This is a genomic window from uncultured Helicobacter sp., from assembly GCF_937893305.1.
In the GTDB taxonomy this organism is placed as follows: domain Bacteria; phylum Campylobacterota; class Campylobacteria; order Campylobacterales; family Helicobacteraceae; genus Helicobacter_D.
The window spans coordinates 127,687-152,318 of sequence record NZ_CALBGN010000001.1 but is presented as its reverse complement, the minus strand read 5'-3'; the positions used below and the strand labels follow the sequence as shown (position 1 = coordinate 152,318).

Sequence of the window (24,632 nt, the reverse complement as noted above, 5' to 3'; positions counted from 1 at the left end):
AGAGCCTTTAAACTCCTAGCTCCTTTAATTTTTCTTTAACTGCGTCAATATGCCCTTTCACTTTCACATTTTTCCAAAAAAACGCAATTTTACCTTTAGGATCAATAATAAAAGTAGAACGAATCACTCCTTCATATTCCTTGCCATAAAGCTTTTTAAGCCCCCAAGCACCATAAAGTTTTAGCACATTTTTTTCTTCATCACTCAATAAAGTAAAATTTAATCCTTCTTTTTCAATAAAGCTTTGATGGGATTTCACACTATCTGGGCTAACACCTAAAACCACTGCATTTAACGCACCTAAAGCATTCATAGAATCCCTAAAATCACACGCTTGCGTAGTACAGCCGGGAGTTTTATCCTTAGGATAAAAATATAATACAACAAAACTTCCACGAAAATCACGTAAAGAAATCTCGGCATTATCTTGATTTGGCAGGCTAAAAAGAGGGGCTTCTTCATTGATTTGTAATTCCATAACTACTCCTTATAATAACTTGTAATTGAAACTTTGCAATCACTAAAAATTTCAAGCTTGGTAATTTTAATCCAAAATTCCTTGATTTGCGGAAACTCTTTAGGGAGTGTGTTTAAAAAATATTTATGAGCTTCTTCTAATAGTCCAAATTCCTTTGCAAATGCACCTATAATATACTTCCTTAACAAGCGATAGTCTAAATACTCACTCTCCACTATAAACTCTGCATTAACACAAATTTTTTGTGCCTTCTCGCGTTCATAAGGCAGAATTCCAATAATGCACTCTAGTTCTAAATCTTCTAATGCAATCTTCCACACATTCTTTTCCTAAAATTTTGTAAAAATCTCCACAAATCCTGCATTTAATGCTCTTTCAAAGCTTTTAATGATTTGAATAAACTCTCCACTCTCCACAAACTCAATTTTTTCTATAAAAATATTTTCTTTGTTAGACTCTATCAAAAAACGCACAAACACTTGCTCCTTTTGCGCATCAAAATAACAATCTAACACATTGATTTTTATATGTTCCTTGCTGTTTTTTACATTCCAAATTCCATAGTTTCCAGCAATTTTTTGCGCTAAGGAATTTAACATTACAGAAAAAGGTTCAATCCACGCATTTTTAGAAAAATACGCAATAGAATTTGCATTATTTTTATAAGCAATTCTCTTACTAGCAATCTTTGACACAACGCTAATTTCCCAACTAAGATGTTTAAAAAAGTTGGAATCTTTTTTAGATTCTAACTCCTCGCTCTTTAATGCTCCAATCTCATAATACTGCATCTGCGGCATCTTCCCAAAACATCCACTAAAAACCACCAAAAGACCAAAACTCCACACACCATATATTAAAATCTTAAGCATTTTTACTCCCTTGGACCCAAAATCTCTCTTTGTCCGCCAAACAAAAATCCACTAGGAGAGCTTGAAAACTCTTCTAAGGCACTCTCCGTGTTTTGCAAGATTCCATCTAAACGCATAGAATTTTGCTCTAGCTGAAACAAAAGCGGTGTTAAAATAGAACGCAAATTATAATCTCCACGCTGTAAAGACGCATTAAAAAGCGCACTACTTTTTTGGATTCCGTCCATCGCATCTTTTGTGCTAACAAATGCACTATTAAGATCTTTTAAAGCCGTTTTAAAGCTAACAGAAGCGTGCATAATATTTTCTAATGCAACTTCTACATTTGCAAGATTTTTCTCACTTAAAAGAGAGTTTAAATGATCAAGACTCACTTCAAGTCTATCAAAAATGACTTCTGTTTTACTACCAATCTTTTCAATCCAATTTTCTTGAAACTCAATCACTGCTTTATCCTCCTTAGCAAAAGGCTCTCCATCTCCTTGAGCAAGTGCGATATAATTTCCTCCTGTTAAGCTTTGTGATTCCACACTAGCACGCACTCCTTTGTGTAAAATGATTTCTTTTTCCACCCAAATGACAATCTCCACTCCATCTTGCATTTTGCTTAAATCATAGCTTTTTACAAATCCCACAGGAAGCCCAAGATAACGCACAGGAGTTTCTATACGAATCCCTTTTGGTAACTCTTTGTTATACAAATAATATTCTTTATAAGCTCCAAGATTTCTATCATATTTTCCCATCCAAAACACAAATCCCACCAACGCCACCAATGAAGCCACCAAAAACACGCCAAGCAAAACATAATTTAACCGCGCTTCCATAAATCCCTCCTATATCTTATCCAAAAACGCTTCTAGCGATTCTACTTGTGCTGTTAAATCCCCTAAACTACCTTCAAAAAACACTTTTTTATTCTTTAACACAATCATTCTATCCACCACGCCTTTAACAGATTCCATATCGTGTGTTACCATCACTACACTAATCCCCAATAAATCCCTAAGTTGTGCAATTAGTGCGTCAAAATGTCTAGCACTTCTAGGATCTAATCCACTTGTTGGCTCATCTAAAAATAAAATTTTAGGACTTAATGCCAAAGCTCTAGCAAGCCCTACGCGCTTCACCATTCCGCCACTTAACTCATTAGGATATAAGTTTGCCACTTCTTTTTTAAGTCCAACACGCACAAGCCACATAAAGGCAAGCTCTTGCATATCTCTTTGACTAAATTTTGTGTATTCTCTTAAAGGGAGCATAATATTTTCTAGCACGCTAAGAGAGCTAAAAAGTGCGCCAAATTGAAACAAAACTCCCAAATTTAGTTTCATCTCCAAAGAATCACTAGGATTTAGATTCCATATATTCTTGCCTAAAATTCTAACCTCCCCACCACTTGGAGCTTTTAAAAAAATCATTGTATTAAGAAGGGTGCTTTTACCACTTCCACTCCCACCAAGTAATGCAAAAATTTCTTTTTTGTAAATCTTAAAAGAAATCTCATCTTGGATAATCCTGTCCCCATAACTAGTGGTTAAATTACAGACTTCTACAACAGGTTCTTGCATTTTAGATTCCATTCTCACCAGCCCATTTGTGTAAAAAGCACAGAGCAAAGCGCATCAAATGCAATCACACAAAAAATAGATTCCACCACGCTTTTTGTTGTATGCACACCAATACTACGCGTATCCTTTTGTGTGGCAAATCCGTGATAACAGCCAATCAATCCAATGATTAGCCCAAAAAATGGAGCTTTTAGCATTCCAATCCAAAAATGTCGCATTTCTACGGTTTGCAAAAAACGCTCTATAAAATGCTCACTGCTAATCCCAAGCTGTAATTGTGAAATCAACATTCCCCCAAGCAATCCAAACATATCTGCAATAAATACAGCCAAAGGCAACGCAAACAATAGAGCAAAAATACGCGGAAAAATAAGAAAAGTTACAGGGTTAAACCCCATAACACGCATAGCGTCAATTTCTTGTGTTGCACGCATCATTCCAATTTCTGCACTAAATGCTGAAGCACTACGTCCTGCAATAATAATTGCCACAATAATAGGTGCCATCTCACGCAAAGTCAGCATTGCACTCATCTCCACAATAAGTACACTTGCTCCAAACTGCCGTAATTGCAAACTTCCTTGATAGGCAATCACAATCCCTATTAAAAAGCAAGCAAGCGAAATTATAGGCACTGCTTTAATCACTGCTTCTTGAATTTGAAAAAATAATGCTCTAATGCGAAAATTTCTAGGATTTAGAACACTATGATACGCCATATAAACAATCTCGCCTAAAAAACTAAGTGTTACAATAAGACGATTCCCCCACACCTTTAAAATCTCCAAAGTATCTTTATGCGCTTGGATCATATCTTGGGTAAAATCCTTTTTTTCTAACATTGTTTTGCTTTGCAAAATAGAAAAAATTTCTGCAGTTTTTGGAGAGTTTAAAAGCGTATTTTCTAAGGAGCAATGCTTATTTAAATTTTCTATCCAATTTAAAAGCACTGCCCCTCCACAAAAATCTAAATCAAAACTTAAATCATTTTGGATTCTAACCTTTTGATTATGATGCGATTTTAAGAAATCAAGTAAAGATTCCAATGCATTTAGTGTGGATTTTGGGACACTTCTATCCCATAAGCCAAAGAGTGTAATCCTCCCGCTTACTTGCTCAAATTCTACTTTAGCTAGCATTATTTAAATTCAAAAATAAATGGCACACCACTAATCAAGTTGCTACCAAAGATTTTTTCTGCGGTAAATCTCACTTGCTTAATATCTGTCTTTTTTTCTCTATCACTCAACTTAATATCCTTATAATATTTGCGTAAAATTGCAATCTTTTTTGCATTATCTTTAACTTTTGCGCTTTCATTTAAAATCAATTGCGCTTTAATAAAAGCTTCTTCTTCATGCACTGGTGCAAAGATTAGTTTAAGATTTGCTTCTTTAAGCTGTGATTCAATAGCTTCAAGATGTTTGCGGCAATACGGACAATCAGGATCAGTTACTACAATTTTTGTAGGCAAATTCTCCTTTTCACCTTTTAAGATCACAAAATCACTCTCCTTAAAAGAACTAAAAAGCTTTTTAAGCCCTGCTTCATCGGCTTTCATTTTCTCTTCCCCAGCCTTATTAATCTCTCCCATAATCATTGCAGAATCTTCTTTGCTAAAATTCATCACACTACTAAGCCCAATGAAATGCTTACCATCTTGACTCACAATCACAGGAAAAATCTCTCCGCTTTTTGTGCGACCAATCACAAAATATTCTCCATTAAAACTTTTCAATTGTTTTTTAACTTGAATTTCTACATCAATGTTTGTAAGTTCTTTAATACTTTGTTTAAAATTTTTTTCAAAATTTCCAAATGCAAAGCTAGCAAATCCTAGCATAACAAACAAGCTTAGTACAAATTTTTTCATCATTTTTCCTTAAATTTTTGTAATAAAGACGCATTGTATAATAACCAAAATCAAAAATCCCTAAAAATTCAATCACTAGAATTTTTACAAAGTGCAACATAATGTAAAAAATTCTAAAAAGTAAAATAAATCTTTTCTAAAATTATCATTTTTTGAAAAATTCTTTGCTATACTCTACCCCAAATCTCAAAATTAAAGGAATCCAAAATGAGAATCACTTACACTTTAACTGATGAGTCTCCAGCACTTGCTACTTACTCTTTTTTGCCTATTGTGCAAGCATTTTTAGGAAAAGTTGGAATCCCTGTTGAAACTTCTGATATTTCACTCTCTGCACGCGTGTTAGCACAATTTAGAGAACATCTCGCAGAGCCTGTTAAAGACTCTTTAAAAGAGCTAGGAGAGCTTGTAAATACTCCTAATGCAAACTTAATTAAAACGCCAAATATTTCCGCTTCTGTCCCACAACTTAAAGCGACCATTAAAGAGTTGCAAGAGAAAGGCTTTGCGATTCCAGATTTTCCTGATGATCCTAGCAATGCTAATGAAAAAGCGATTAAAGAAAAATACCAAAAAGTCTTAGGGTCTGCGGTTAATCCCGTGCTAAGACAGGGAAATTCTGATAGGCGTTGCACTAAGGCAGTTAAAGAATATGCGAAAAAAAATCCTTACAGAATCACTCCTTTTAATAAAGAATCCAAAACGCGTGTATCTTATATACAAAAAGGGGATTTTTTTGACAATGAAAAAGCAGTTTTAATTAAGGATTCCACAACAGCAACAATCAGCTTTATAGGCAAAAGTGGCACAGAAATTTTAAAAGACAATTTAAAATTAGACAAAAATGAAATCTTAGATGCGACTTTTATGAGCGTAAAAGCCTTGCGCGCATTTTACAAAGAACAAATTGAAGTATGTAAAAATGAAAATATTTTACTCTCACTCCACCTAAAAGCTACAATGATGAAAGTTAGCGATCCTGTGATTTTTGGACACGCTGTTAGTGTGTATTTTAAGGAACTATTTGATGCTTTTGGCGAAGAACTTCATAATCTTGGAGTAAATCCTAACAACGGCGTAAGCGAACTTTTAACAAAAATTGAAAATAGTCCAAAAAAAGCTGAAATCCTAGCAACTTACTACGCAATCTTAGAAAAAAGCGCACCACTTTCAATGGTAAATTCTGATAAAGGAATTACAAATTTACATATCCCAAGCGATGTGATTGTAGATGCTTCAATGCCAGCAATGCTAAAAAATGGCGCAAGATTATGGGACAAAGATGGCAAAGAATGCGATACAAATGCGCTAATCCCAGATAAAACCTATGCAACTATTTATGAAGCTGTATTAGATGATTTACACGCAAATGGCACACTAGATCCAAGCAAGTTAGGAAGCGTTTCAAATGTGGGTTTAATGGCAAAAAAAGCACAAGAATACGGATCACACGATAAAACTTTCATTGCAAAAGAAGATGGAATCTTTAAAATCACAGATGAAAAAGGCAATACGCTACTTGAACACAGCGTAGAAAAAGGTGATATTTATCGTGCAAATACTGCAAAATTTGATGCCGTACAAAACTGGATTGATTTAGGAATTGAGCGTGCTGATTTAACAGGAAACAAGGCGATTTTTTGGCTAGATTTAAAACGCCCAAGCAATAAAATTATGGCAGATTTAGTGCAAGAAAGACTAAAAGAAAAGGGCAAGAGTATTGCAATTTTAGCACCTAAAGAAGCGTGTTTAGAATCCTTAAAGTTAATCCGTGATGGTAAGGACGCAATCTCTATTACAGGCAATGTTTTAAGGGATTATTTAACAGATTTATTTCCTATTTTAGAGCTTGGCACAAGTGCGAAAATGCTCTCTATCGCGCCTATGTTAAATGGTGGAGCGATGTTTGAAACAGGAGCTGGAGGCAGCGCGCCAAAACAAGTTGAACAACTTGTAGAAGAAAACCATTTGCGTTGGGATAGCTTGGGAGAGTTTTTAGCCTTGCAGGCAAGTTTAGAGTTTTATGCACAAAAAACAGGAAAAAAAGAAGCACAAATCCTTGCAGACTCCCTTGATGTAGCCATTGGTGAATGGTTAAATAATAACAAGGCTCCTTCACGCAAGGTAAAAGAAGATGACAACCGCACAAGCCACTTCTATTTAGCACTTTACTTCGCAAAAGCTCTAGCAAACAACACAAAAGATTTCACACTTCAAAACTTCTTTAAAGACATCTATGAAGAACTTAGCGCAAATGCAGATAAAATCCACCAGGAATTCATCAATGCACAAGGTGTTAAAGTTAATTTAGGAGGCTATTACAAGCTTGATGACAAGGCTTGTGAAGCAATTATGCGCCCAAGTGCAACCTTTAATGCGATCCTTGCAAAAATCCATTAAACTCTCTCTTAGGCAAGAACTCCTTGCTTTAAGAGATTTAAGGCATCAAAATTTTTGCGCAAAACTTCTCCCAAACTTAGAAAAATCTAAAATCATCGGTGTAAAAACCAAGTCCATTAAGGATTTAGCAAAACACATTCTTAAAACATCTCTTGCGGATTATCTAAACGATTCTACATCACATATCTATTTTGAAGAAAATCTTTTAGAAGGCTATGTTTTAGCACTTTATCTACAAAAACAATGGAATCCAAAATTGCTTCACTCTTTTGTTTTACGGCTTGATAATTGGTGGGTTTGTGATTGTTTTTGCGCAGCACTTAAAAATCTTAATGAAACACACTTATGGGAGCTTGTTACACCTTATTTAAACGCACAATCCCCCTATGTTTTGCGTTTTGGCATTGTAATGCTTCTTAAAACACAAGAAATCTCAAAAGCACTTTTATATTTAAGCAAAATAAAGCATGAAAATTACTATGTTAAAATGGCGATTGCTTGGGCAGTGTGCGTATATTTTACTAAAGATTCCAATATTGTTTTGGAGTTTTTAGAAAATAAAAGTTTTACAACTTGGATTCACAACAAAGCAATTCAAAAAATCCGAGAATCCTTACGCGTAAAGCTAAAAGATAAGCAGCGCGTAAAAGCATTAATAATCCGAAACATCTAGCGTCTAAACTCTAAAATCATTAGGCTTTTATATTTTGTAATAATTCTTTTACATAATCAATGGCTTGATTTTTTCTATCTTGAAAACGTGCTTCACTTTCAATTTGCCCCATATAATATCCTTTTTGAATATCCGTAGGGCTTTGCAAAACCTCCAAATCTTTTTCTAGCATTGCTTTAATTTTTATAGGATCGCTTTCATTATGTCTTTTGCTTCTTACTTCACTTAAAATTGCAGAATCAATCTTTGAAGGATCATTAATACCTTGAATTCTCATAGTTTCTCTCACGGCATTAATAAATATAGCACTACCTAGCAATCTTGCTTCTTTTGCGCTAACTAAATGTGATGCTTTTTTATCTTCTTTTTGAGTGTTGTCTTGTGTTTCTTTGCTTTTTGATTCTTCTTTTTTAACATTTAACATATTTTCAAAATCTTGCAAATCTTTATTCTTTTCTACTTTTAAAGGGCTACATTGACAATAATAAGTAGTTGAATAATTATTAATTTTCATAATAACTCCTTGAACAATTTATTTCTATAATCATTACAAGCAATAATTATTCCAAAATATTTTGTAAAGTTGTCTATACAGTATTAATGCTATCCACCTAAATAACGCTTTTTTATCTCTTTATCTTCTAGCATATTTTTTGCTAAATCCTCCATTACAATCTTGCCATTTTCTAGCACATACGCACGATTTGCAACTTTTAGTGCGGCAAATGCGTTTTGCTCTACTAGTAAAATTGTGATTCCATTTTCTTTTAGGCTCAAAAGGATTTCAAATAACTCACCTACCACCTTTGGTGCAAGTCCAAGACTTGGTTCATCAAGCATTAATAGCTTTGGCTCACTCATTAATGCTCTAGCAATTGCAAGCATTTGTTGCTCCCCCCCACTCATTGTGCTAGCAACTTGTTTATATCGCTCTTTTAAACGCGGGAAAAGCGCATACATCTTCTCACGCATTACAGAAAAATTTTCATCATTATTATACGCACCCATTCGTAAATTCTCATCTACACTAAGCCCTGTAAATACACGCCTTCCCTCTGGAACAAGTGCGATTCCACGTTGGATAATCTTATGTGTGGGGACTTTTGAAATATCTGCTCCAAAAAATCTAACCACTCCTTTAGTTTTCACACTATGGACAATTCCATTTAAACTTGAAGTCTTACCTGCTCCATTACTACCAATTAGCGTGATAATCTCGTGTTCTTCAATGTGAAAATTAACCCCCTTTAATCCAGCAATCAAGCCATAATGCACTTCTAAATTTTCAACTTGTAGCATAAAAATCCCCTAAATATGCAGCAATAACTTCTGCATTATTAATCGCCTCTTGCGGTGTCCCGCAAAAAAGTTTCTTCCCATAATCAAGCACTAAAACTTGCTCACACAGAGCATTTACAAAGGGCATATCGTGTTCAATCAACAAAACACTTAAATCAAAATCTTTTTGCATTTTGAAAATTAACTCACTTAGCTCTTGTGTTTCTTTGGGATTCATACCTGCTGCTGGCTCATCTAGCAATAACAACTTAGGATTTGTGGCTAACGCTCTTGCAATCTCAACTTTACGACAATTCCCATAACTTAATCCACTAGCATTTAAGTGGATTTTATCCCCCAAGCCCATATAGTCCAAAAGCCACATAGCTCGCTCTTTAATGCGTCTTTCTTCCTTGAAATATCGTCCAATGCGAAATGCAGCTTCAAAAAAGCTATATCTTGCATCATTATGTAAGCCAATTAATACATTATCAAGCACACTCATCGAACTAAAAAGGCGGATATTTTGAAAGGTTCTAGCAATCCCTAAATTTACGATTGTATTTGGTTTATAACGCGAAATATTTTTACCAAGAAAAGTTACCTTTCCAGAATTTGGCTTGTAATTTGCAGTGATGATATTAAACATTGTTGTTTTGCCCGCACCATTTGGACCAATTAATCCAAAAATCTGTTTGGATTCCACCTTAAAACTTACATCATCAATTGCTTTTAAGCCACCAAAGGCAATGCCGACATTTTCAAGTTCTAAAATTGCCATCACTGCCTCCTTTTAAACCATTTTATCTTTGTGGGATTTAAATCCCAAATTTCATTTTTTCCCATAATTCCTTCTCTTGCAAAAAGCATTATTACAAGTAAAATCACAGAGAAAAATACCATTCTAAGACCGGGATATGTTCCAAAATCAGTGCCAAAGAACACTAAAGGTTGATCCAAAAATCTTAACCACTCACCTCCGCCAATCACTAAAATCGCTCCTAAAATCGCTCCTGTCGTACTCCCTAAACCACCTAGAACAATAATAATTAAAAGCTGAAAAGTTAGCTCGAAGCCAAAGATTTTTGGATCAATGGTTGTTAGCCAAACCGCCATAAGTCCGCCTCCAACTCCTTCTAAAAAGGCGCTTGTGCTAAATGCAAAAGTTTTAATCTTAAAAGTATTAATCCCCATTGCAATAGCTGCATCTTCATCATCACGGACTGCTTTCATTGCGCGTCCATACTTAGAATACACAATTTGCAAAATCAAAATCACAGATGCTGTTGCAAAAATCCCACTCCAAAACAACACCGTGATATTTGCACCACTTGTAAATGCATGCGTATAAAGCAGATTAAAAAACCCACTAAATACAGAATCTCCACTACTTAGATAAAGTAAAGTTTGCTCAATAAATTGCACAACAGAGTCTTGATTGTTTGGAATCTCATTTAAGCCAATCGCACCATTTGTCCATTCTGGGTTATTAATTGCTAAAATTTTAATAATAAACCCAAACCCAAGCGTAACAATTGCCAAATAATCCCCACGCACACGAAACACCGGAAAAGAAAGCAAAACTGCAATAATCGCCGCCACTACACCACTGCAAAAAAGTGCAGGTAATAGCTCACTATACATACTAAGCACAAAAGGATGTGGATCACTTAATTGAAACATACTCCATTTCAAATCTTCATCTAAAAGCATTAATGCTGTGATATACGCACCAATGGCAACAAATCCATTTGGCTCCAAAGAGAGCTGCCCTGTTACACCATTAATAAGATTATAACTTACTGCTAAAATCACAAAAATTAAAATATTATTAAAAATCCTAAGCGCATAATCTCCAAGCAAGGTCTGCGCTGCAAAAACCACGCAAATTGCACAGATATACAAAGAAATATGGAATCCTAAAGTCGTAGTTGTGGGAGCTTTTGTGTAAAAAGTTTTGATCATCATACGCTCCTAAAAACGACTTTTTTCTAAACGCCAATCACCCATAATTCCAATTGGGCGAAACAGCAACACCAAAATCAAAAATAAAAACGCAAATGCGTCTTTATAACCGCCAAGCTCAGGGAATAGTGCAACTGCCATAACTTCCGTAAAACCTAGGATAAAACCTCCAAGCACAGCACCACCAACACTTCCAATCCCACCAAGAACAGCTGCCGCAAAGGCTTTAAGACCAATTAACACACCCATTAAAGGATCAATTGTAGGATAAGAAATTGCATAAAAGATTCCACCAATTCCAGCTAACATACTGCCAATAGCAAAAACAAGTGCAATAATATTATTTACATTAATTCCCATTAAACGCACAGTGTTAATATCGAATGCACTTGCTCTAATTGCCATTCCTTGCTTTGTGTGATGCAAAAAACGCAAAAGCAGCACAAGTAACACGAGCGTTACAATAGGCACAATGATTGTAATTGCCGTTAAACTCACGCCAAAAAGCGTAATGGGTTGCATAAAAAACTCTGGCGCATTAAAGAATCTAGGCGTCGAACCAAAAAAAACATTAAACACATTTTCTAAGAAGAAACTCACGCCAATTGCAGTAATTAACATTGAAATTCTTGGCGCACTTCTTAAAGGCGTATAAGCAATTTTATCAATTAAAACTCCCAAGATTCCACATAGCACAATTGCAAGAATCGCTGAAACATAAAAAGGGATTCCAAATGCACTTACTGCAAAAAATACCAAAAACGCACCAACCATCATAATATCGGCGTGTGCGAAATTAATAAGACGCAAACAGCCATAGACCATCGTATAACCAATGGCAATAAGCGCATACATACTTCCTAAGCTTAAGCCATTAATACACTGCTGAAAAAAGGTTAAAAAATCCAATTTATAGCCTTAAATCAACAATCAAGGATTAACTGTTGTTTTGTAGATTAGCTTACCATCTTTGACTTCATTAATAACTGCACTACGCACAGCTTCACCATTTTTTAAAGATACATTACCGCTAATTCCTTCATAGTTTTGCACATTGCGGATTTTGTCATTAATGCAAGCTTTATCTTGACTGCCGCACGCTTCAATTGCTTGCAAAGCGATTCCATACGCATCTGCTAACATAGCACTAAATGTGCTTACAGGCTCTTTGTAGGCTGCTTCATAATCCTTCATAAACTGCTCACCCTTTGGTGTTTGCTTCGCACTTGTTGAATAATAATCTGTTACCATATAACCATTACCCGCATCTTTTGCAACATCAAAGAAAATTTTATTAGAAACAAGTCCATCGCCACCAATTGTTGGCAAATCTAAGCCTAATTGCTTTGCTTGCACTGCAATTAATGCGCCTTCATTGTAATAAATAGGCAAATACAACACATCAGGATTTTTTGCCTTAATACTTGAAATTTGTGCTTTAAAATCCTTTGTGCCAGCTTGCGCATTTGCTTCAATCACAACTTCACCGCCAAGCTTTTTAAACTGATTTTTAAATGCGCGTGCAAGCCCAATAGAATAATCACTGCTATTATCAAATAAAATTGCTGCTTTTTTAAGCCCTAAATCTTTATAAGCTAAATTTGCAGCAATAATCCCTTGAAAACTATCTGCAAAACTCACACGAGAAACGAATTTCTTGCCCTTTGTTACTCTATCATTTGTTGCAACAGGAGAAATTAAAGGCGTTTTAGAATCATCAGCAATTTTTGTCATAGCAAGTGCATTTGTAGAAATCATAGGTCCAATAACAACACTAACCTTATCGCTTGAAACAAGCTTTTGCATAGCATTTGCAGATTCAATCTTATCACTCTTATTATCCATTAAAATTAGCTCAATAGAATCGCCATTTTTTGTTTTATTTTGTGCTTTGTAAGCTAAATCAATCCCACGCTTCCCTAACTCACCAAAACCACCTACTGCACCGCTAATAGGCAATACAACCCCAATTTTGATTGTCTCTGCATTTAAAGTGCTTGCTAAAACTCCGCACACCAAAGACATTGTTAATATCACTTTTCTCATTATTAACTCCTAACAAAGAAATTATAAAAAATGCTGTGATTATAGAGAACTACGACTTTAAATAGAATAAAATTTACAGAATTAAAATTTTGAAGATTAATAAATTTGGAATCTAAATTTTTAGATTCCAAATTTTAGAAGATTTATTTTGCATTTGCCTTTAAATGTAGTGTGATTTCTACTTCATCACTCACTGCATTATCCTTAAAGATACTCCCCCACTCTAAGCCAAACTCCGAACGTTTAATCACAGATTGCGCTGTAACATCAAGTGCCTTACCCTTTAAAACTTCTTTACTTGTTAGCACCACTGATTTTGTTGTATCTTTAATAGTTAAATCCCCATAAATCTTGCCTGCTTCATATTTTGTCATCTTAAAAGACATTTTGGGAAATTTTTTTGCATCAAACATATCAGGAGCTTGCAAATGCGCATCGCGCTTCGCGTTTTCTGTATTAACAGAAGTCATATCAATCTCTCCTTCAAGCACTTTAAAACTCTTGGTTGCATCATCATAATCAATGGTTGCACTAAAATTCTTAAACACGCCATCAACTTTTGTAATTTTTATATGCTTAACACTAAAGCCAACTTTGGAGTTCGCTACATCTATTGCATATTGAACAGCTAATGCTGGAAACCCAAGAGCTACAACTAAACCTGATACTAAAAAAAACTTTTTCATTTTGAACCCTTAAAAATAAATTTAGGAATGTATTATATACCATTAAAAATAAAAATTGAAATTAAATCCCATCAATGCTTTAAAGAGATTTGCTATAATTTTGCGAATTTTATCACAAGGATCCCTAATGAAAACCTACCTAAAACAAGTGTTTTTAATCCTTTTTTACACTTTTTTAAGTCTGCAGTTTTTAAACGCACAACCCTTAAAAGAAGGGCGTGACTTTATCACCTTAAAAACAGCTCTTAATGTTCCAAAAAATAGTATTGTTGAGCTCTTTAACATCGGCTGTCCGCATTGTGCTAACATGAATAGAGTTTTACCAAATCTCTTTTCTGTGCTTCCAGATACAGTAATTTTTATGCCTTATCACACTATTACTGCTGCACCTTTTAGCTCTCAAGCTTCAGAAGTGTTAGCTGTTAGCCTAAGCTTGGATCAAACACAAAATCTCTCTCCAAAAGATCCTAAATCTCATTTCAAGCGCGTTTTGGATTCCTATTTTAATGCAAACTTTCAGCAAAGAAAATACTTTAAAGATGCAAAATCCTTTGTAGAATACGGACTAAATGCCCTTAATATCACACAAGCCACTTTTGATTCCACTTTACAAGAATCTTACACAAAGGAACTTTTAAAAGCGTGGAAAGAAGTCGCACAATATGCAAATATCCAAGGCGTGCCAAGTTTTATTATCAATGGAAAATACCTAATTCTAGCGCAAGGCTTGAAAAGTGAAGAAGATTTTATTTACAAAGTGGCTTATCTTTTAGGGCTTGATTAACAAAAATTTAGCAATATCTTCACATTTTATTGACAAAGTGTTTTTATAATTGCACCTACATTTTACAAAAGGAGCAAAAAAATGAAAACCTTAAAATTTTTTGGAACACTAGCGACAGTAGCAATTTTAGCAACTTCAGCTATGGCAGATTATGACTTTGATGTGCAAGGACAAATTTCGGCAGTAGATGACACAAATAAAACAGTTACCATCACAGGACCAAGTGGCTCACTGACAATTAAAGTTTTACCTTATACTGAAATTAAAGGAGATGATTGTGGTGCATTTGGACAAGATGTATATGGCAGTTTTAAAGATTTAACTGTGGGAAAGTTTGTAAAAATTGAAGCTGTGCCTTATGGAGGATACAATGCATATAACCCAAATAATTCTCAGGCAATCAATCCAGCAACTGGTCTCCCAAAAGATATGCAACTAACTGCAAAAGAAATTGAATGGAAATGCTATCCTAGAGCATATTAAACCTATACACAAGTGCGTTCTTTTTAGAACGACTGTTTTCCATCCTTATAAATATCTCCATAAAAACTTCCATTGATTTGCGTTTTCCAAATAATATAGTTTCTAAATCTTGTATGCAATCTTAAGCTTGGTTTGTATGAGCGACATTCTTTCCAAAAAAAATGTAAATTACCCTGATAAGTCAATCCATCAATATCATAAAATGCTTTTCCAACTACTTTTAATGGGCAATTGTGATAAAGCGCAGATAATCCCACCGTGCTATTAATCACCACACACCCCCTTGCATTTGCCAGAAGAGTAGGAAGATGTAAATCATGCACATACAAAACTCTTCCTTCAACATTAAATTTTAAACTTAAAGTTTCTATCAACTTTGCGTAATTTCTATATCCCCTATCCATAGGATGATGCTTAAAAACCAAATAAGATTTTGCTTTTGCATGATTTGCAAAAGACAAAATAGTTTCTTCTATAAATCTCTCGATTGTTTTATTGTAATGACATAAAATTTGTGTATCATTATACACTTGTAAAATTGCTAAAAAATATTTTTTCTGGAGTGATAAAATTTTTGTATTCACTTTTTTTTCTGTAAATTTATATTTATATTTTCTAAGTAACGACAAAATCCAAGGCAAAAAATCAAAAGGTTTTAAACTTCTATGGTGTATTGTATTATTAAAATACCATCCCAATAAAAAAGCAAAAAGCCAATACAAGAATGCAAAAAAAGCCATCTTTGAAAATGTTCCCGAGAGCCTCTTAGGTTCAAACTCTTTTAGGGAATACTTTAGATAAAAATCTTTATCTCTTGGCAAAGTTGAATTAGCATTCACCCCATTTTTTTCAAAAGTAATAAAATTTGGACGAATATATCCCTCTTCAAAAATCCAAACTTCAATTCCCATTTCCTTAGCAATTTTAATGGCAATCTCATGAATTTTTCTGCAATCATTATACATAACAATGATTTGGATATTTTTTGTTTGAAAAATATATCTATAAAACTCTTCGATCTGATTTACATCACCACGGTAATTTATACATCTAATAGGATAGAATAAAAAATCTCCACCATTAAAGTTAATCTTATAAACATTAGAGTTCGTAAGATATCTTGAAACTTTCCAAAAAAAATCTCCAACAGGACCCTGTAATAGCAAAATATTTTTATTAGAAAATTGTTTTAATTTTTTCTTTAGATCCATTTTTTACAACAAACTCTAGCACTCTTCTTATTTTTCTTAAGACAAAAGTTCTAAAATCCACAAAAACTCTCACATGAATTTTAGAAAAATAATCTCTTTGTATTTTCAGCATTGTATCAAAAGCAACCTCAACTTCACATAAATTTTTATTTTTAGGATGAACATACCTAGGATAAACTATTAATACTCCAGCAACCAATTCCTCAATGCTCAATATTCTCGTGCGTCTTATAATCCTATACTTATCTTGCGTCAGTCCCCAACCAGCATAAAATGGTAAACCATACGCAAAAACTTTTTTTTCTCTTAAAAGTGCATCAAACCCGCTTGTAGAAGTAATTGTATGCACTTCATCACAAACCAATATCGCACTATCTATGCTTACATTTTCTAAAATAAAATCACAATATTTTAAAATTATTTTTTTATCATTCAAACCTTTACGATTTCCACTTAAAACATCTGGATGGGGTTTATAGAGAATATAGGCATCAGGATTTTTTTCTCTCACTTCTTGCAATAGTGATAATGTTGTATATCCCATCCCACCAAGCAACATTGAAACATCATCTTCAACCTGAGCAGGAATTAATATGATTTTTTTATCAGTATCAATTTTCAAATCTTTATGTTGCAAACCATTGTATTTTGAAAATTTATGATGAACAATATTATCTCTAAGAAACTTTGCACGCTCAATTAACTCATCATCAAAATCATAATTTTGCAAAATATCTTCAAGATCATTAGGCAAATTTGGATCAACATATAGCCCCTTGCTATCAACAATCAATGAAAAAGGTCTTGTCAAATCAGATCCTAATGACACAGAACGCAAAAAACCATCCTCAACAAAATAAACTTCGGGATTACAAACGCCTAATTTCTGCAATGCTCCAATCAGATCTTCTTTAGCAAATTTCTTTCCCCATATAAAAAATTTATCCATTTGCGCAAAATGATATTTTTTTAAATCTTTCAAAGAATTTAAGAAGAAAAATTTATTATTCTTTGCTTTAAAGAATGGTCTCATGAACCATCTTTTCCATAAAGTAAAACCAAAAAAATATAGATTCCCAGAATTGTTTTGTTCTATTTTTTTATATCTTGCCAGAGTGTTAATGGCATCAAAAATATTACTTTTTTTTTCAAGATAAGGATTAAAATACTCACTATAAAGTATATAGCTCGCTGCAAAAACTTCTTCTAATGTTCTTTTTTTCATTCGTCTATTACAGCTCAATTTATCCTGCGTTAGTCCCCAACCTGCATAAAATGGCAAACCATAACAAACACACTCACAACCCATCATCAATGCTTCAAACCCCATACCTGAAGTTTTGGTGTAGACTTTTTTAAAATATCCTAAAAGTTCTATGGGATTATAATTCTCTTTCAATAAAACGCATTCTTTTGGAATTGCATCAATATCTATATCACTTCGTTTTTTGCCACTTAAAACATCAGGATGCATTTTAATATAAATTCTGCTTGTAGGATTTTCCCTAATGGCATCATTAATTAAATCCAAGGTAGAAAAACTATCTGCTAAGCCATATTTCAAAGATGCATCATTAGCAACCTGTGCAATCACTAAAATCCGATCTTCACCCTCTGTAAAATAATCTTTAGGAATGGAAAGATTATTATTATACTTGCTAAGTCTTTTTTGTTTAATCTGTTTTATTGCTAAGTTTGCTTCAGCCAAAAGCTCATCATCAAACTCATAAGTATTTAAGATTCGTTCTAATTCACTCTCACTTGTCGCATCATAATAGATACCAACAGTATCCTTCACAATAGAAAAGCTAGGGCTGTCCTCAACACCCAAATCCAAGGATCTCAAAAAACCATCCTCCAACAAAAGAAAATTAGAATTATTTTTTTTTGCCAACTCAATAGCTTTTAAGCCCGATTTCTTTCTTCCCCATCCTAAAAAAATGTCATTTTTTTGAATTTTTTCATATCCTTTATACAAAATGACGCAAAAAAAATTCCTAACATTGGCAATAAGTTGCCTAGAAGTAGAATAAAAAACCATACATCCAATTCCTAATTTTAAATTTTAATTATACTAAAAACTTCTCTTCTCAATTGCAAAATTTTAAATAGTAAGCCAATATATCACCAATATAAATATAAAAGAATGTGCAAAACAAAAGCCGATAAATATTTTCTTCTATTGTTTTGACTTTTGTTGTAGAGCTAATTTTTATTAGTTCTGTTTTAAAAATATAAGATAAATCCAGCACTTATTGATTTTGTTTTATTACCTATCCTGTTGAGCTATTTAAGAAATTTAAAGAGATTGAAATTGAAGTTAAAAAACCACTTTTATAAAAGTGTAGTTTTAATCTATATGAAGTCTAGCAATTATTATAAAATCTTTTAAATCATGGAAATAAACACAGAATGTCCAATAATTTTATAGGTGAATATATAAAAATAAAGTGCAAATTTCTAAAAAGTAAATTGTTTGAACTTTTGTAAATTAGTGATTTATGGCTTGCTGACACTTCGTTTTCATTTACAAATTTAAATTTTAAAAAATCACAAAAATAAAAAACATTAGCTAGTGTTTGTATAAGTACGTAAAATAGGAGTTTGTTAGCATAAAACTAAAATAAAATTTCTATTTTCGTTAATATGAAAGCTTACTCAAGAAGATAAATTATCAGGCTTCAGAAAGGAGCGGCAAAGCTTTAGTCGTCAATAAAGCATTTTATAAGAGTACAAGAATACTCTATGATAGCTAAGTTATCTTTGAAAATGATAAATAATATAAGAGGAGAAATAAGCCTTATATTATAAATCATAATAGACGATTGACAATAGGACTTTCATAATTAAATCCGATCAATAAGATTTTAGATATCATATAAGTGCAAATAAAAATTATAAAAGCCATTCTGTTACTTTAGACATTTGTAAAGTAATGTAAAAAATCAAAGTGGGCAATTTTGCTTTACATTACTTGATGGTTTGCTTTATATTTACTTGATACTTACTTTGCAAATAGCTTTAAGTCTATTAATACTATTTAAAATTTAAAGAGAAATTTTTTTGAAATATCCAACCACACGCCCTATAATTTCAAATTTTCACTCTCTAATTCTATTGATTCATAAGCTTTATTATCGCTAAAAAGCTTTGATTTTGGGCGTTTTTGAAGGCATTTAACATAAAGCTCATCATCAATTCTAGCAATGCAACTCCTCTTCATCATTTATACTTCCTATTTGCACTAATAAATAGAAACTTTTGACTTAAAAGTGGTTTGGGTGTGCGGGAAAAATATCGCTTTTGGAGCTTGAAATGAAAATTTTTGAAGCATAAAAGGTGATTGTAAAGCTCAAAGTTTGGAGGCTAAAGCTTATTAATTTTATTTTAAAAGTTGTAAATGCATAATGCAAACTTTAACTAGTGCTTTAAAATCACCATTTGCTTGGATAGGTGGAAAATCTAGATTAACAAAAGAGATTATTAGAAAAAATGTTCTCTCTTCGCCCTTCATTTGCCAAAATATCCTTTAGCTTCTCTATAGTCTCTTCCTATCCATAATAATCCTTTGTTTTAAAAGAAATTTAACATAAAATAAAGGATGCATTTTAAAATAAAAGGAAAAATTTGCGTTAGAAATCAAAGCTGAAAAAATGACACTTTGATTTTAAGCATAAAAATAATCTTGATTTGCAAAGCGATATTGTAACATTAACCAAGCGAAGTTAACTATTGTAGAAAAATTTTACTTTGAATATTTGATTTGAATGATTTTGTGAATGTTTTAAAAATTCTTCAATAAGAGTATAAATATATTTGAAAATATTTTTGTAATTTCTTAATCATTAATTTTTCACTGTAAGACAAAGTATTTTAAATCATAGATCACCATTTTATAAAACCCAAAAACATATTGTTTGATAAATTTTAAATAGGGCATCCCTTATACATAAACAGATTAAAATCTACTACTGAATTTTTAAGATAAAAACACTCTTTTCTTATTAATTATTTTAAGCTTTCTCTTTATATTTTTTAACAAACAACTCATAGTCACTTGGAATTCCAATATCTATAAAATAATTATCGAATACTCTAGATTTAATCTTTAAATGTTCAAAATTCTTTTGCAAAAATTCTTCAAAAGAAAATTTATCTTGTAATGAAAAATCATCAAAAATACCCTTTTTTATATGATAAATACCACCATTAATAAAGCCTTTTGTTTTATAAACTTTTTCTTCAAAAGATACCACAAAACCTCGATTGTTTATATTTATAGAACCATATCTATCAAAATTCTTCATCTGCTTTAAAGCTATACATATCTTATTTTGTTCTAAAGATAACTCTTTTAAATCAATATCAAAAAAAGTATCGCCATTTAAAACATAAGCTTCGTCATCAACAAATTTTAAAGCATCTCTTATAGCACCACCAGTTCCAAGAAGCTCTTTTTCTACATTATAAACTATATTCATTCCACAAAATCTATTTTTAAAATAGTTTTGTATAACTTCATACTTATAAGAAACGCTTAAAATAATCTCATTAACTCCTTGCTTTTTAAGATATTCTAACACAAACGCCAAAAATGGCTTATCTCCAATAGGAGCCATTGGCTTTGGAACATCTTTAACAATACTTCTTAGCCTAGTTCCAAGCCCACCAGCTAGAACTATAGCTTGCACCCAAATCCTTTGCCAAAAAGCTCTTCTTCCACAATAGCACAAAGAGTGTGTCCAACAACAATATGTGATTCTTGAATTCTAGGCGTGCAAGTTGATGGAATCTTAATACAATAATCACATAAATCTGCCATTTTCCCGCCATTTTGTCCAGTTAGTCCAATACTAACAATTCCCTTATCCTTACAGACTTTTAAAGCCTCTATAATGTTTACACTATTTCCGCTCGTAGATATTCCTATAAATACATCTCCTGCTACACCTTGCGCTTGAACTTGCCTAGCAAAAAGCTTATCATATCCATAATCATTACCAATAGCAGTTAAAATACTTGTATCCGTTGTAAGTGCAATACTTGGAATCCCTTCTCTATCAAAATAAAATCGACTCACAAACTCCCCGGCTATATGCTGTGCATCAGCAGCACTTCCACCATTACCAGCTATTAAGGTTTTACTGCCATTTTTATAAGCTTGAACTATCTTTAATGCAATCTCTTTAATTAATTCTATAAGCGCATCATCTTGCAGAATAATGTTTTTCACAGAAATAGAATCAGTAAATTGTTGTTTAATATAAACATTTAAATTGTCCATGACTTTACACCTTCTTTTACAAAATTAAATTCGGCTACATACCCTTGTTCAGTATTTAGCCTTTTTATAAGTCTATATTTTTCAATAGGATCTACCATGAAAAACATGAACCCTCCAGCTCCAGCTCCACTAATCTTTCCACCATAAGCACCATTATCCATCGCTAACCTATATATTCTATCTACTTCATCATTGCTTACAATTTCAGAAATTACTTTTTTTGACTCCCAAGATCTGCTAAGTATCTTGGCGATATTTTTAAAATTGCCTTTCAATAACGCCTCTTTCATATCACTTGCGTCTTGCTTAATTTGATGCATGGCTTCCAAAGATTCACCTCCTTGTAACTTACCTCTTTTATGAGATTCTATGTCTTTTGCTTCTCTAGTAATATTTGTAAAATACAATACAACTTGAGATTCTAATTCACTAACAATCCAATTCTTAACTCTAAGAGGATTTACAATCACTCGTTTGTCTCCATAAAATTCCATAAAATTAAATCCGCCAAAAGTCGCAGCATATTGATCTTGTGCGCCACCGACTATTCTCATTTCTTCTCTTTCTATCTCAAAAGCAAGTTTGGCAATATCATATTCTCCAAGGGGTAAATGCAACCATTCTGCAAATGCAGCAATAATAGCAACAACTAGTGTAGAACTCCCTCCTAAGCCACTACCTCCAGGAACATCAGAATAAGTATGCAAAGAAAAACTAAGAGGCTTCTTAATAAAATCTCTCACCAAACGATTATATACGCACTTATATAAATCAAGCTTTCCATCAGACACTAAAGATTCTGCACTTTCATATTCCACAAAACAATTTGTATCAGGAGAATCAAAAACAATCTTGTTGTCATCTCTTTCTTTGATAGTGCAACGAATATACATGGAGATTGTTGCATTTAAAACATACCCACCATATTTTTCACAATACAAATCAATGTCTGTTCCACCACCTGCCAAACCTAATCTCAATGGAGCTTGCGAACGCACTATTTTCATTATTTTACCTATTCAATGGGATTCTACCCCTAGAAATCTCATCTCTCCAATGGTTTAACAGATCTTCAAACATTTTTCTAGCTGGAATCTCTGGTTTCCAATTAATAAAACTTTTGATTTTTGTATTATCAAACATTTGATAATCAGCATCAATAGGTCTCATTCTCTCTTCATCCTGCTTCACTTTTATATCTTTTCTTGTTGAAAATCCCAGAAGTATTTCTATCACCTCAGGCAACTTAAAAGCTTCTTCTCCAGCAATATTAAATGCCTCACCGCAAGGCACATTTCCTTTCTCACTCTCAAGAGATAGCAAATAATACGCCCTAATAGCATCACGACAATCCTGAAAAGTCCTAACGCTTGATAAATTCCCAACCTTAATCACAGGCTCTTGAAATTCTGCCTCAATCAACGCAATTTGCTTGGCAACAGTGCTTTCAAAAAAGACATCACTGCGTCTTGGACCACTATGTGTTCCCATTCTTGTAACAAAGGTTCGAATTCCATAGGCTTCACCATAAAATCTTCCCAAATAATCTGTTCCAATTTTGCTAATACTATATGGACTTGCCCCATGAAATGTTGTCTCTTCATTTAGTTTTACACCAACTTTCGCACGTCCATAAACTTCACTAGATGAACAAACATGCACCACAGGATCATAACCATCTTTATTTCTAAGATTTCTAATATTTTCCAAAATATTTGCCGTGCCTATAATATTTGTCTGCAATGTCTCTATGGGAATATCAAAAGAAGTTTTTGGATAGGATTGTGCCGCAAGATGAAAGATAACATCTGGTTTCTTACTCTCAAAAAGCTTTTGAATACTAGAATAGTCATTTAAATCCGCATAAAATACACTAATTCTATCTTTTTTATTTATCCTATCACTTAAATGATAGATATTATCCATAGGCTCTTGCCAACGCATCATTCCAACCACTTCATAATCTGTATGCTCAAGCAAATAATCTGCCATTTGCGACCCAACTTGCCCTGTAAAACCTGTAATTAATGCTGTCTTCATTGTAATCCTTCATTATCTGTTATTGTATCATAACAATAATTAATTTATTGACTACCTCCATAAATATTTATATTTATTATTCAACAAAATCTGATAGGAATTTCAGGATTAGCAGGATGCGTTGGAAAATCAAATCCCTCCACAATACCTTTCTTTCTGTATCCATAGTGCATTAAATTTTCAGACATATCCCTTCTCAAATAGGAAACTTCCAAGGTAACACTAAAAAATAAATTTCTACAATAAAAAATCTTTCCGTGATTATTAAAATGAAAATGTATCGGTTGATAGCATTGATTTATTCTCTCCAAAATCTCAAGTTTTCTTTTTGTTTCAAGCATTTCTTCTGGATTACATCCATGAAACTCAAAAATAACTTGATGAAAATATTGATTAATCAATTCCATATCTATTCTTTCAAAAATATCCCATTCGGCATTTTCAATATCAATTTGCAAAATATTTGGCAGAGCGGAATCTAATTCATTGTTTTCAATAATTGCTTCTAAAGTCGTCATATTATCACTATTTTGCAATCCTACAAACTTCTTATGGAAACAAATATTTGGATGATTGTATGGTCCTTTATCTATGCTAGCATCGTATTCTAAAACCTTATACCCTCTTTGTGCCATTTCTAAATCCCAAGGAGAATAATCAGAAACGCCAAGAGAAATCGCTTTAGGGAATAATTCCCCCCCCCCCCCGCCGATACTAATGAGTCATTGTACATAACATACCCGCCATCACCGTTTCCGCCAATCCTAATAAGCTTATCATTTGGAATATTTAATGGCTTTAATATTTTTAAATATTTACAGATGTTGTTAAAGCATTCAGCGTTGTCATTAATTCTAATATAATTCCTATCTCTATCTTGCAACAATAACAAAAGAATCTCTTTATCTTTTTTGTTAATATCTAAATTTGCAATAATATTTGACATTAACAAACAATAATTAATCTGTGCGTAATCCATTTTCATCTC

At 33.0% G+C, this 24,632-nt stretch carries 27 protein-coding genes; 4 read left to right on the top strand and 23 right to left on the bottom strand.

The genetic code is table 11. From position 1 onward, the window contains the following. Window positions 1-7 precede the first annotated feature (7 nt). The 7 genes from bcp to Q0358_RS00655 are packed head-to-tail and all read right to left on the bottom strand — an operon-like array spanning window position 8 to window position 4,794. Window positions 8-478: a thioredoxin-dependent thiol peroxidase gene (bcp, locus tag Q0358_RS00685; RefSeq protein ID WP_299545965.1), complete on the bottom strand. Its 471-nt coding sequence runs from the start codon at window positions 476-478 to the stop codon at window positions 8-10. 2 nt (window positions 479-480) lie between these two features. Beyond that, window positions 481-798 (bottom strand): dihydroneopterin aldolase, encoded by a 318-nt coding sequence (locus Q0358_RS00680; protein WP_299545963.1) that lies wholly within the window; start codon window positions 796-798, stop codon window positions 481-483. Between the two features lie 9 nt (window positions 799-807). Further along, window positions 808-1,350, bottom strand: a complete 543-nt coding sequence (locus Q0358_RS00675) for a hypothetical protein (RefSeq protein ID WP_299545961.1) — start codon at window positions 1,348-1,350, stop codon at window positions 808-810. A 2-nt stretch (window positions 1,351-1,352) separates the two neighbouring features. Then, window positions 1,353-2,177 (bottom strand): MlaD family protein, encoded by an 825-nt coding sequence (locus tag Q0358_RS00670; protein WP_299545959.1) that lies wholly within the window; start codon window positions 2,175-2,177, stop codon window positions 1,353-1,355. Between the two features lie 9 nt (window positions 2,178-2,186). After that, the gene (locus Q0358_RS00665) at window positions 2,187-2,933 is read right to left on the bottom strand and encodes an ATP-binding cassette domain-containing protein (protein WP_299545957.1); all 747 of its coding nucleotides are present in this window, start codon (window positions 2,931-2,933) and stop codon (window positions 2,187-2,189) included. Window positions 2,934-2,935: 2 nt separating this feature from the next. Continuing rightward, window positions 2,936-4,060 (bottom strand): ABC transporter permease, encoded by a 1,125-nt coding sequence (locus Q0358_RS00660; RefSeq protein WP_299545955.1) that lies wholly within the window; start codon window positions 4,058-4,060, stop codon window positions 2,936-2,938. After that, a complete protein-coding gene (locus tag Q0358_RS00655) occupies window positions 4,060-4,794 on the bottom strand; it encodes a thiol peroxidase (RefSeq protein WP_299545953.1) in 735 nt (244 codons plus the stop codon). Before Q0358_RS00655 ends, Q0358_RS00660 begins: the two co-directional genes overlap by 1 nt. A 207-nt stretch (window positions 4,795-5,001) precedes the next feature. On the opposite strand from Q0358_RS00655, the gene Q0358_RS00650 reads away from it, so the two are divergent. Next, window positions 5,002-7,194 carry an NADP-dependent isocitrate dehydrogenase gene (locus Q0358_RS00650; protein WP_299545951.1) on the top strand — a complete coding sequence of 731 codons (2,193 nt, stop codon included), beginning with the start codon at window positions 5,002-5,004 and terminating at the stop codon, window positions 7,192-7,194. After that, complete coding sequence (locus Q0358_RS00645; RefSeq protein ID WP_299545949.1) at window positions 7,157-7,867, top strand: DNA alkylation repair protein; 711 nt, start codon at window positions 7,157-7,159, stop codon at window positions 7,865-7,867. Before Q0358_RS00650 ends, Q0358_RS00645 begins: the two co-directional genes overlap by 38 nt. A 19-nt stretch (window positions 7,868-7,886) precedes the next feature. On the opposite strand, the gene Q0358_RS00640 is transcribed toward Q0358_RS00645, so the two are convergent. From Q0358_RS00640 to Q0358_RS00610, 7 genes are all read right to left on the bottom strand, one after another. Beyond that, window positions 7,887-8,381, bottom strand: a complete 495-nt coding sequence (locus Q0358_RS00640) for a hypothetical protein (protein WP_299545947.1) — start codon at window positions 8,379-8,381, stop codon at window positions 7,887-7,889. Between the two features lie 89 nt (window positions 8,382-8,470). Beyond that, complete coding sequence (locus Q0358_RS00635; protein ID WP_299545945.1) at window positions 8,471-9,166, bottom strand: ABC transporter ATP-binding protein; 696 nt, start codon at window positions 9,164-9,166, stop codon at window positions 8,471-8,473. Next, complete coding sequence (locus Q0358_RS00630) at window positions 9,153-9,926, bottom strand: ABC transporter ATP-binding protein (protein ID WP_299545943.1); 774 nt, start codon at window positions 9,924-9,926, stop codon at window positions 9,153-9,155. The genes Q0358_RS00635 and Q0358_RS00630 overlap by 14 nt, the downstream gene beginning before the upstream one ends. After that, complete coding sequence (locus Q0358_RS00625; protein ID WP_299545941.1) at window positions 9,926-11,113, bottom strand: branched-chain amino acid ABC transporter permease; 1,188 nt, start codon at window positions 11,111-11,113, stop codon at window positions 9,926-9,928. Before Q0358_RS00625 ends, Q0358_RS00630 begins: the two co-directional genes overlap by 1 nt. 6 nt (window positions 11,114-11,119) lie before the next feature. After that, the gene (locus Q0358_RS00620; RefSeq protein WP_299545939.1) at window positions 11,120-12,019 is read right to left on the bottom strand and encodes a branched-chain amino acid ABC transporter permease; all 900 of its coding nucleotides are present in this window, start codon (window positions 12,017-12,019) and stop codon (window positions 11,120-11,122) included. A gap of 21 nt (window positions 12,020-12,040) precedes the next feature. Continuing rightward, entirely contained in the window at window positions 12,041-13,156 is a 1,116-nt protein-coding gene (locus Q0358_RS00615) for an ABC transporter substrate-binding protein (RefSeq protein WP_299545936.1), read from the bottom strand. Between the two features lie 143 nt (window positions 13,157-13,299). Then, window positions 13,300-13,842: a YceI family protein gene (locus tag Q0358_RS00610; RefSeq protein WP_299545934.1), complete on the bottom strand. Its 543-nt coding sequence runs from the start codon at window positions 13,840-13,842 to the stop codon at window positions 13,300-13,302. Between the two features lie 127 nt (window positions 13,843-13,969). On the opposite strand from Q0358_RS00610, the gene Q0358_RS00605 reads away from it, so the two are divergent. Continuing rightward, a complete protein-coding gene (locus Q0358_RS00605; protein ID WP_299545932.1) occupies window positions 13,970-14,626 on the top strand; it encodes a thioredoxin domain-containing protein in 657 nt (218 codons plus the stop codon). An 81-nt stretch (window positions 14,627-14,707) separates the two neighbouring features. Further along, window positions 14,708-15,109 carry a DUF5666 domain-containing protein gene (locus Q0358_RS00600; protein ID WP_299545930.1) on the top strand — a complete coding sequence of 134 codons (402 nt, stop codon included), beginning with the start codon at window positions 14,708-14,710 and terminating at the stop codon, window positions 15,107-15,109. Window positions 15,110-15,132: 23 nt separating this feature from the next. Here Q0358_RS00600 and Q0358_RS00595 read toward each other — a convergent pair whose 3' ends face one another. The 9 genes from Q0358_RS00595 to Q0358_RS00555 form a co-directional block, all read right to left on the bottom strand. Then, entirely contained in the window at window positions 15,133-16,320 is a 1,188-nt protein-coding gene (locus tag Q0358_RS00595) for a capsular biosynthesis protein (protein WP_299545929.1), read from the bottom strand. Next, window positions 16,286-18,361 (bottom strand): capsular polysaccharide biosynthesis protein, encoded by a 2,076-nt coding sequence (locus tag Q0358_RS00590; RefSeq protein WP_299545927.1) that lies wholly within the window; start codon window positions 18,359-18,361, stop codon window positions 16,286-16,288. The genes Q0358_RS00595 and Q0358_RS00590 overlap by 35 nt, the downstream gene beginning before the upstream one ends. A gap of 1,044 nt (window positions 18,362-19,405) precedes the next feature. Then, the gene (locus tag Q0358_RS00585) at window positions 19,406-19,546 is read right to left on the bottom strand and encodes a S24 family peptidase (RefSeq protein WP_299545925.1); all 141 of its coding nucleotides are present in this window, start codon (window positions 19,544-19,546) and stop codon (window positions 19,406-19,408) included. 787 nt (window positions 19,547-20,333) lie between these two features. Continuing rightward, window positions 20,334-21,011 carry a nucleotidyltransferase family protein gene (locus Q0358_RS00580; RefSeq protein ID WP_299545923.1) on the bottom strand — a complete coding sequence of 226 codons (678 nt, stop codon included), beginning with the start codon at window positions 21,009-21,011 and terminating at the stop codon, window positions 20,334-20,336. Further along, a complete protein-coding gene (locus Q0358_RS00575; protein ID WP_299545921.1) occupies window positions 20,999-21,604 on the bottom strand; it encodes a D-sedoheptulose 7-phosphate isomerase in 606 nt (201 codons plus the stop codon). Before Q0358_RS00575 ends, Q0358_RS00580 begins: the two co-directional genes overlap by 13 nt. Beyond that, a complete protein-coding gene (locus tag Q0358_RS00570) occupies window positions 21,592-22,611 on the bottom strand; it encodes a dehydrogenase (protein WP_299545919.1) in 1,020 nt (339 codons plus the stop codon). The genes Q0358_RS00575 and Q0358_RS00570 overlap by 13 nt, the downstream gene beginning before the upstream one ends. A gap of 4 nt (window positions 22,612-22,615) precedes the next feature. Next, a complete protein-coding gene (locus Q0358_RS00565; protein WP_299545917.1) occupies window positions 22,616-23,644 on the bottom strand; it encodes a GDP-mannose 4,6-dehydratase in 1,029 nt (342 codons plus the stop codon). 80 nt (window positions 23,645-23,724) lie between these two features. Further along, window positions 23,725-24,279 (bottom strand): hypothetical protein, encoded by a 555-nt coding sequence (locus Q0358_RS00560; RefSeq protein WP_299545915.1) that lies wholly within the window; start codon window positions 24,277-24,279, stop codon window positions 23,725-23,727. A 2-nt stretch (window positions 24,280-24,281) separates the two neighbouring features. Next, window positions 24,282-24,623, bottom strand: coding sequence for a hypothetical protein (locus Q0358_RS00555; RefSeq protein ID WP_299545913.1), 342 nt, complete (start codon window positions 24,621-24,623; stop codon window positions 24,282-24,284). Window positions 24,624-24,632: the final 9 nt, after the last annotated feature.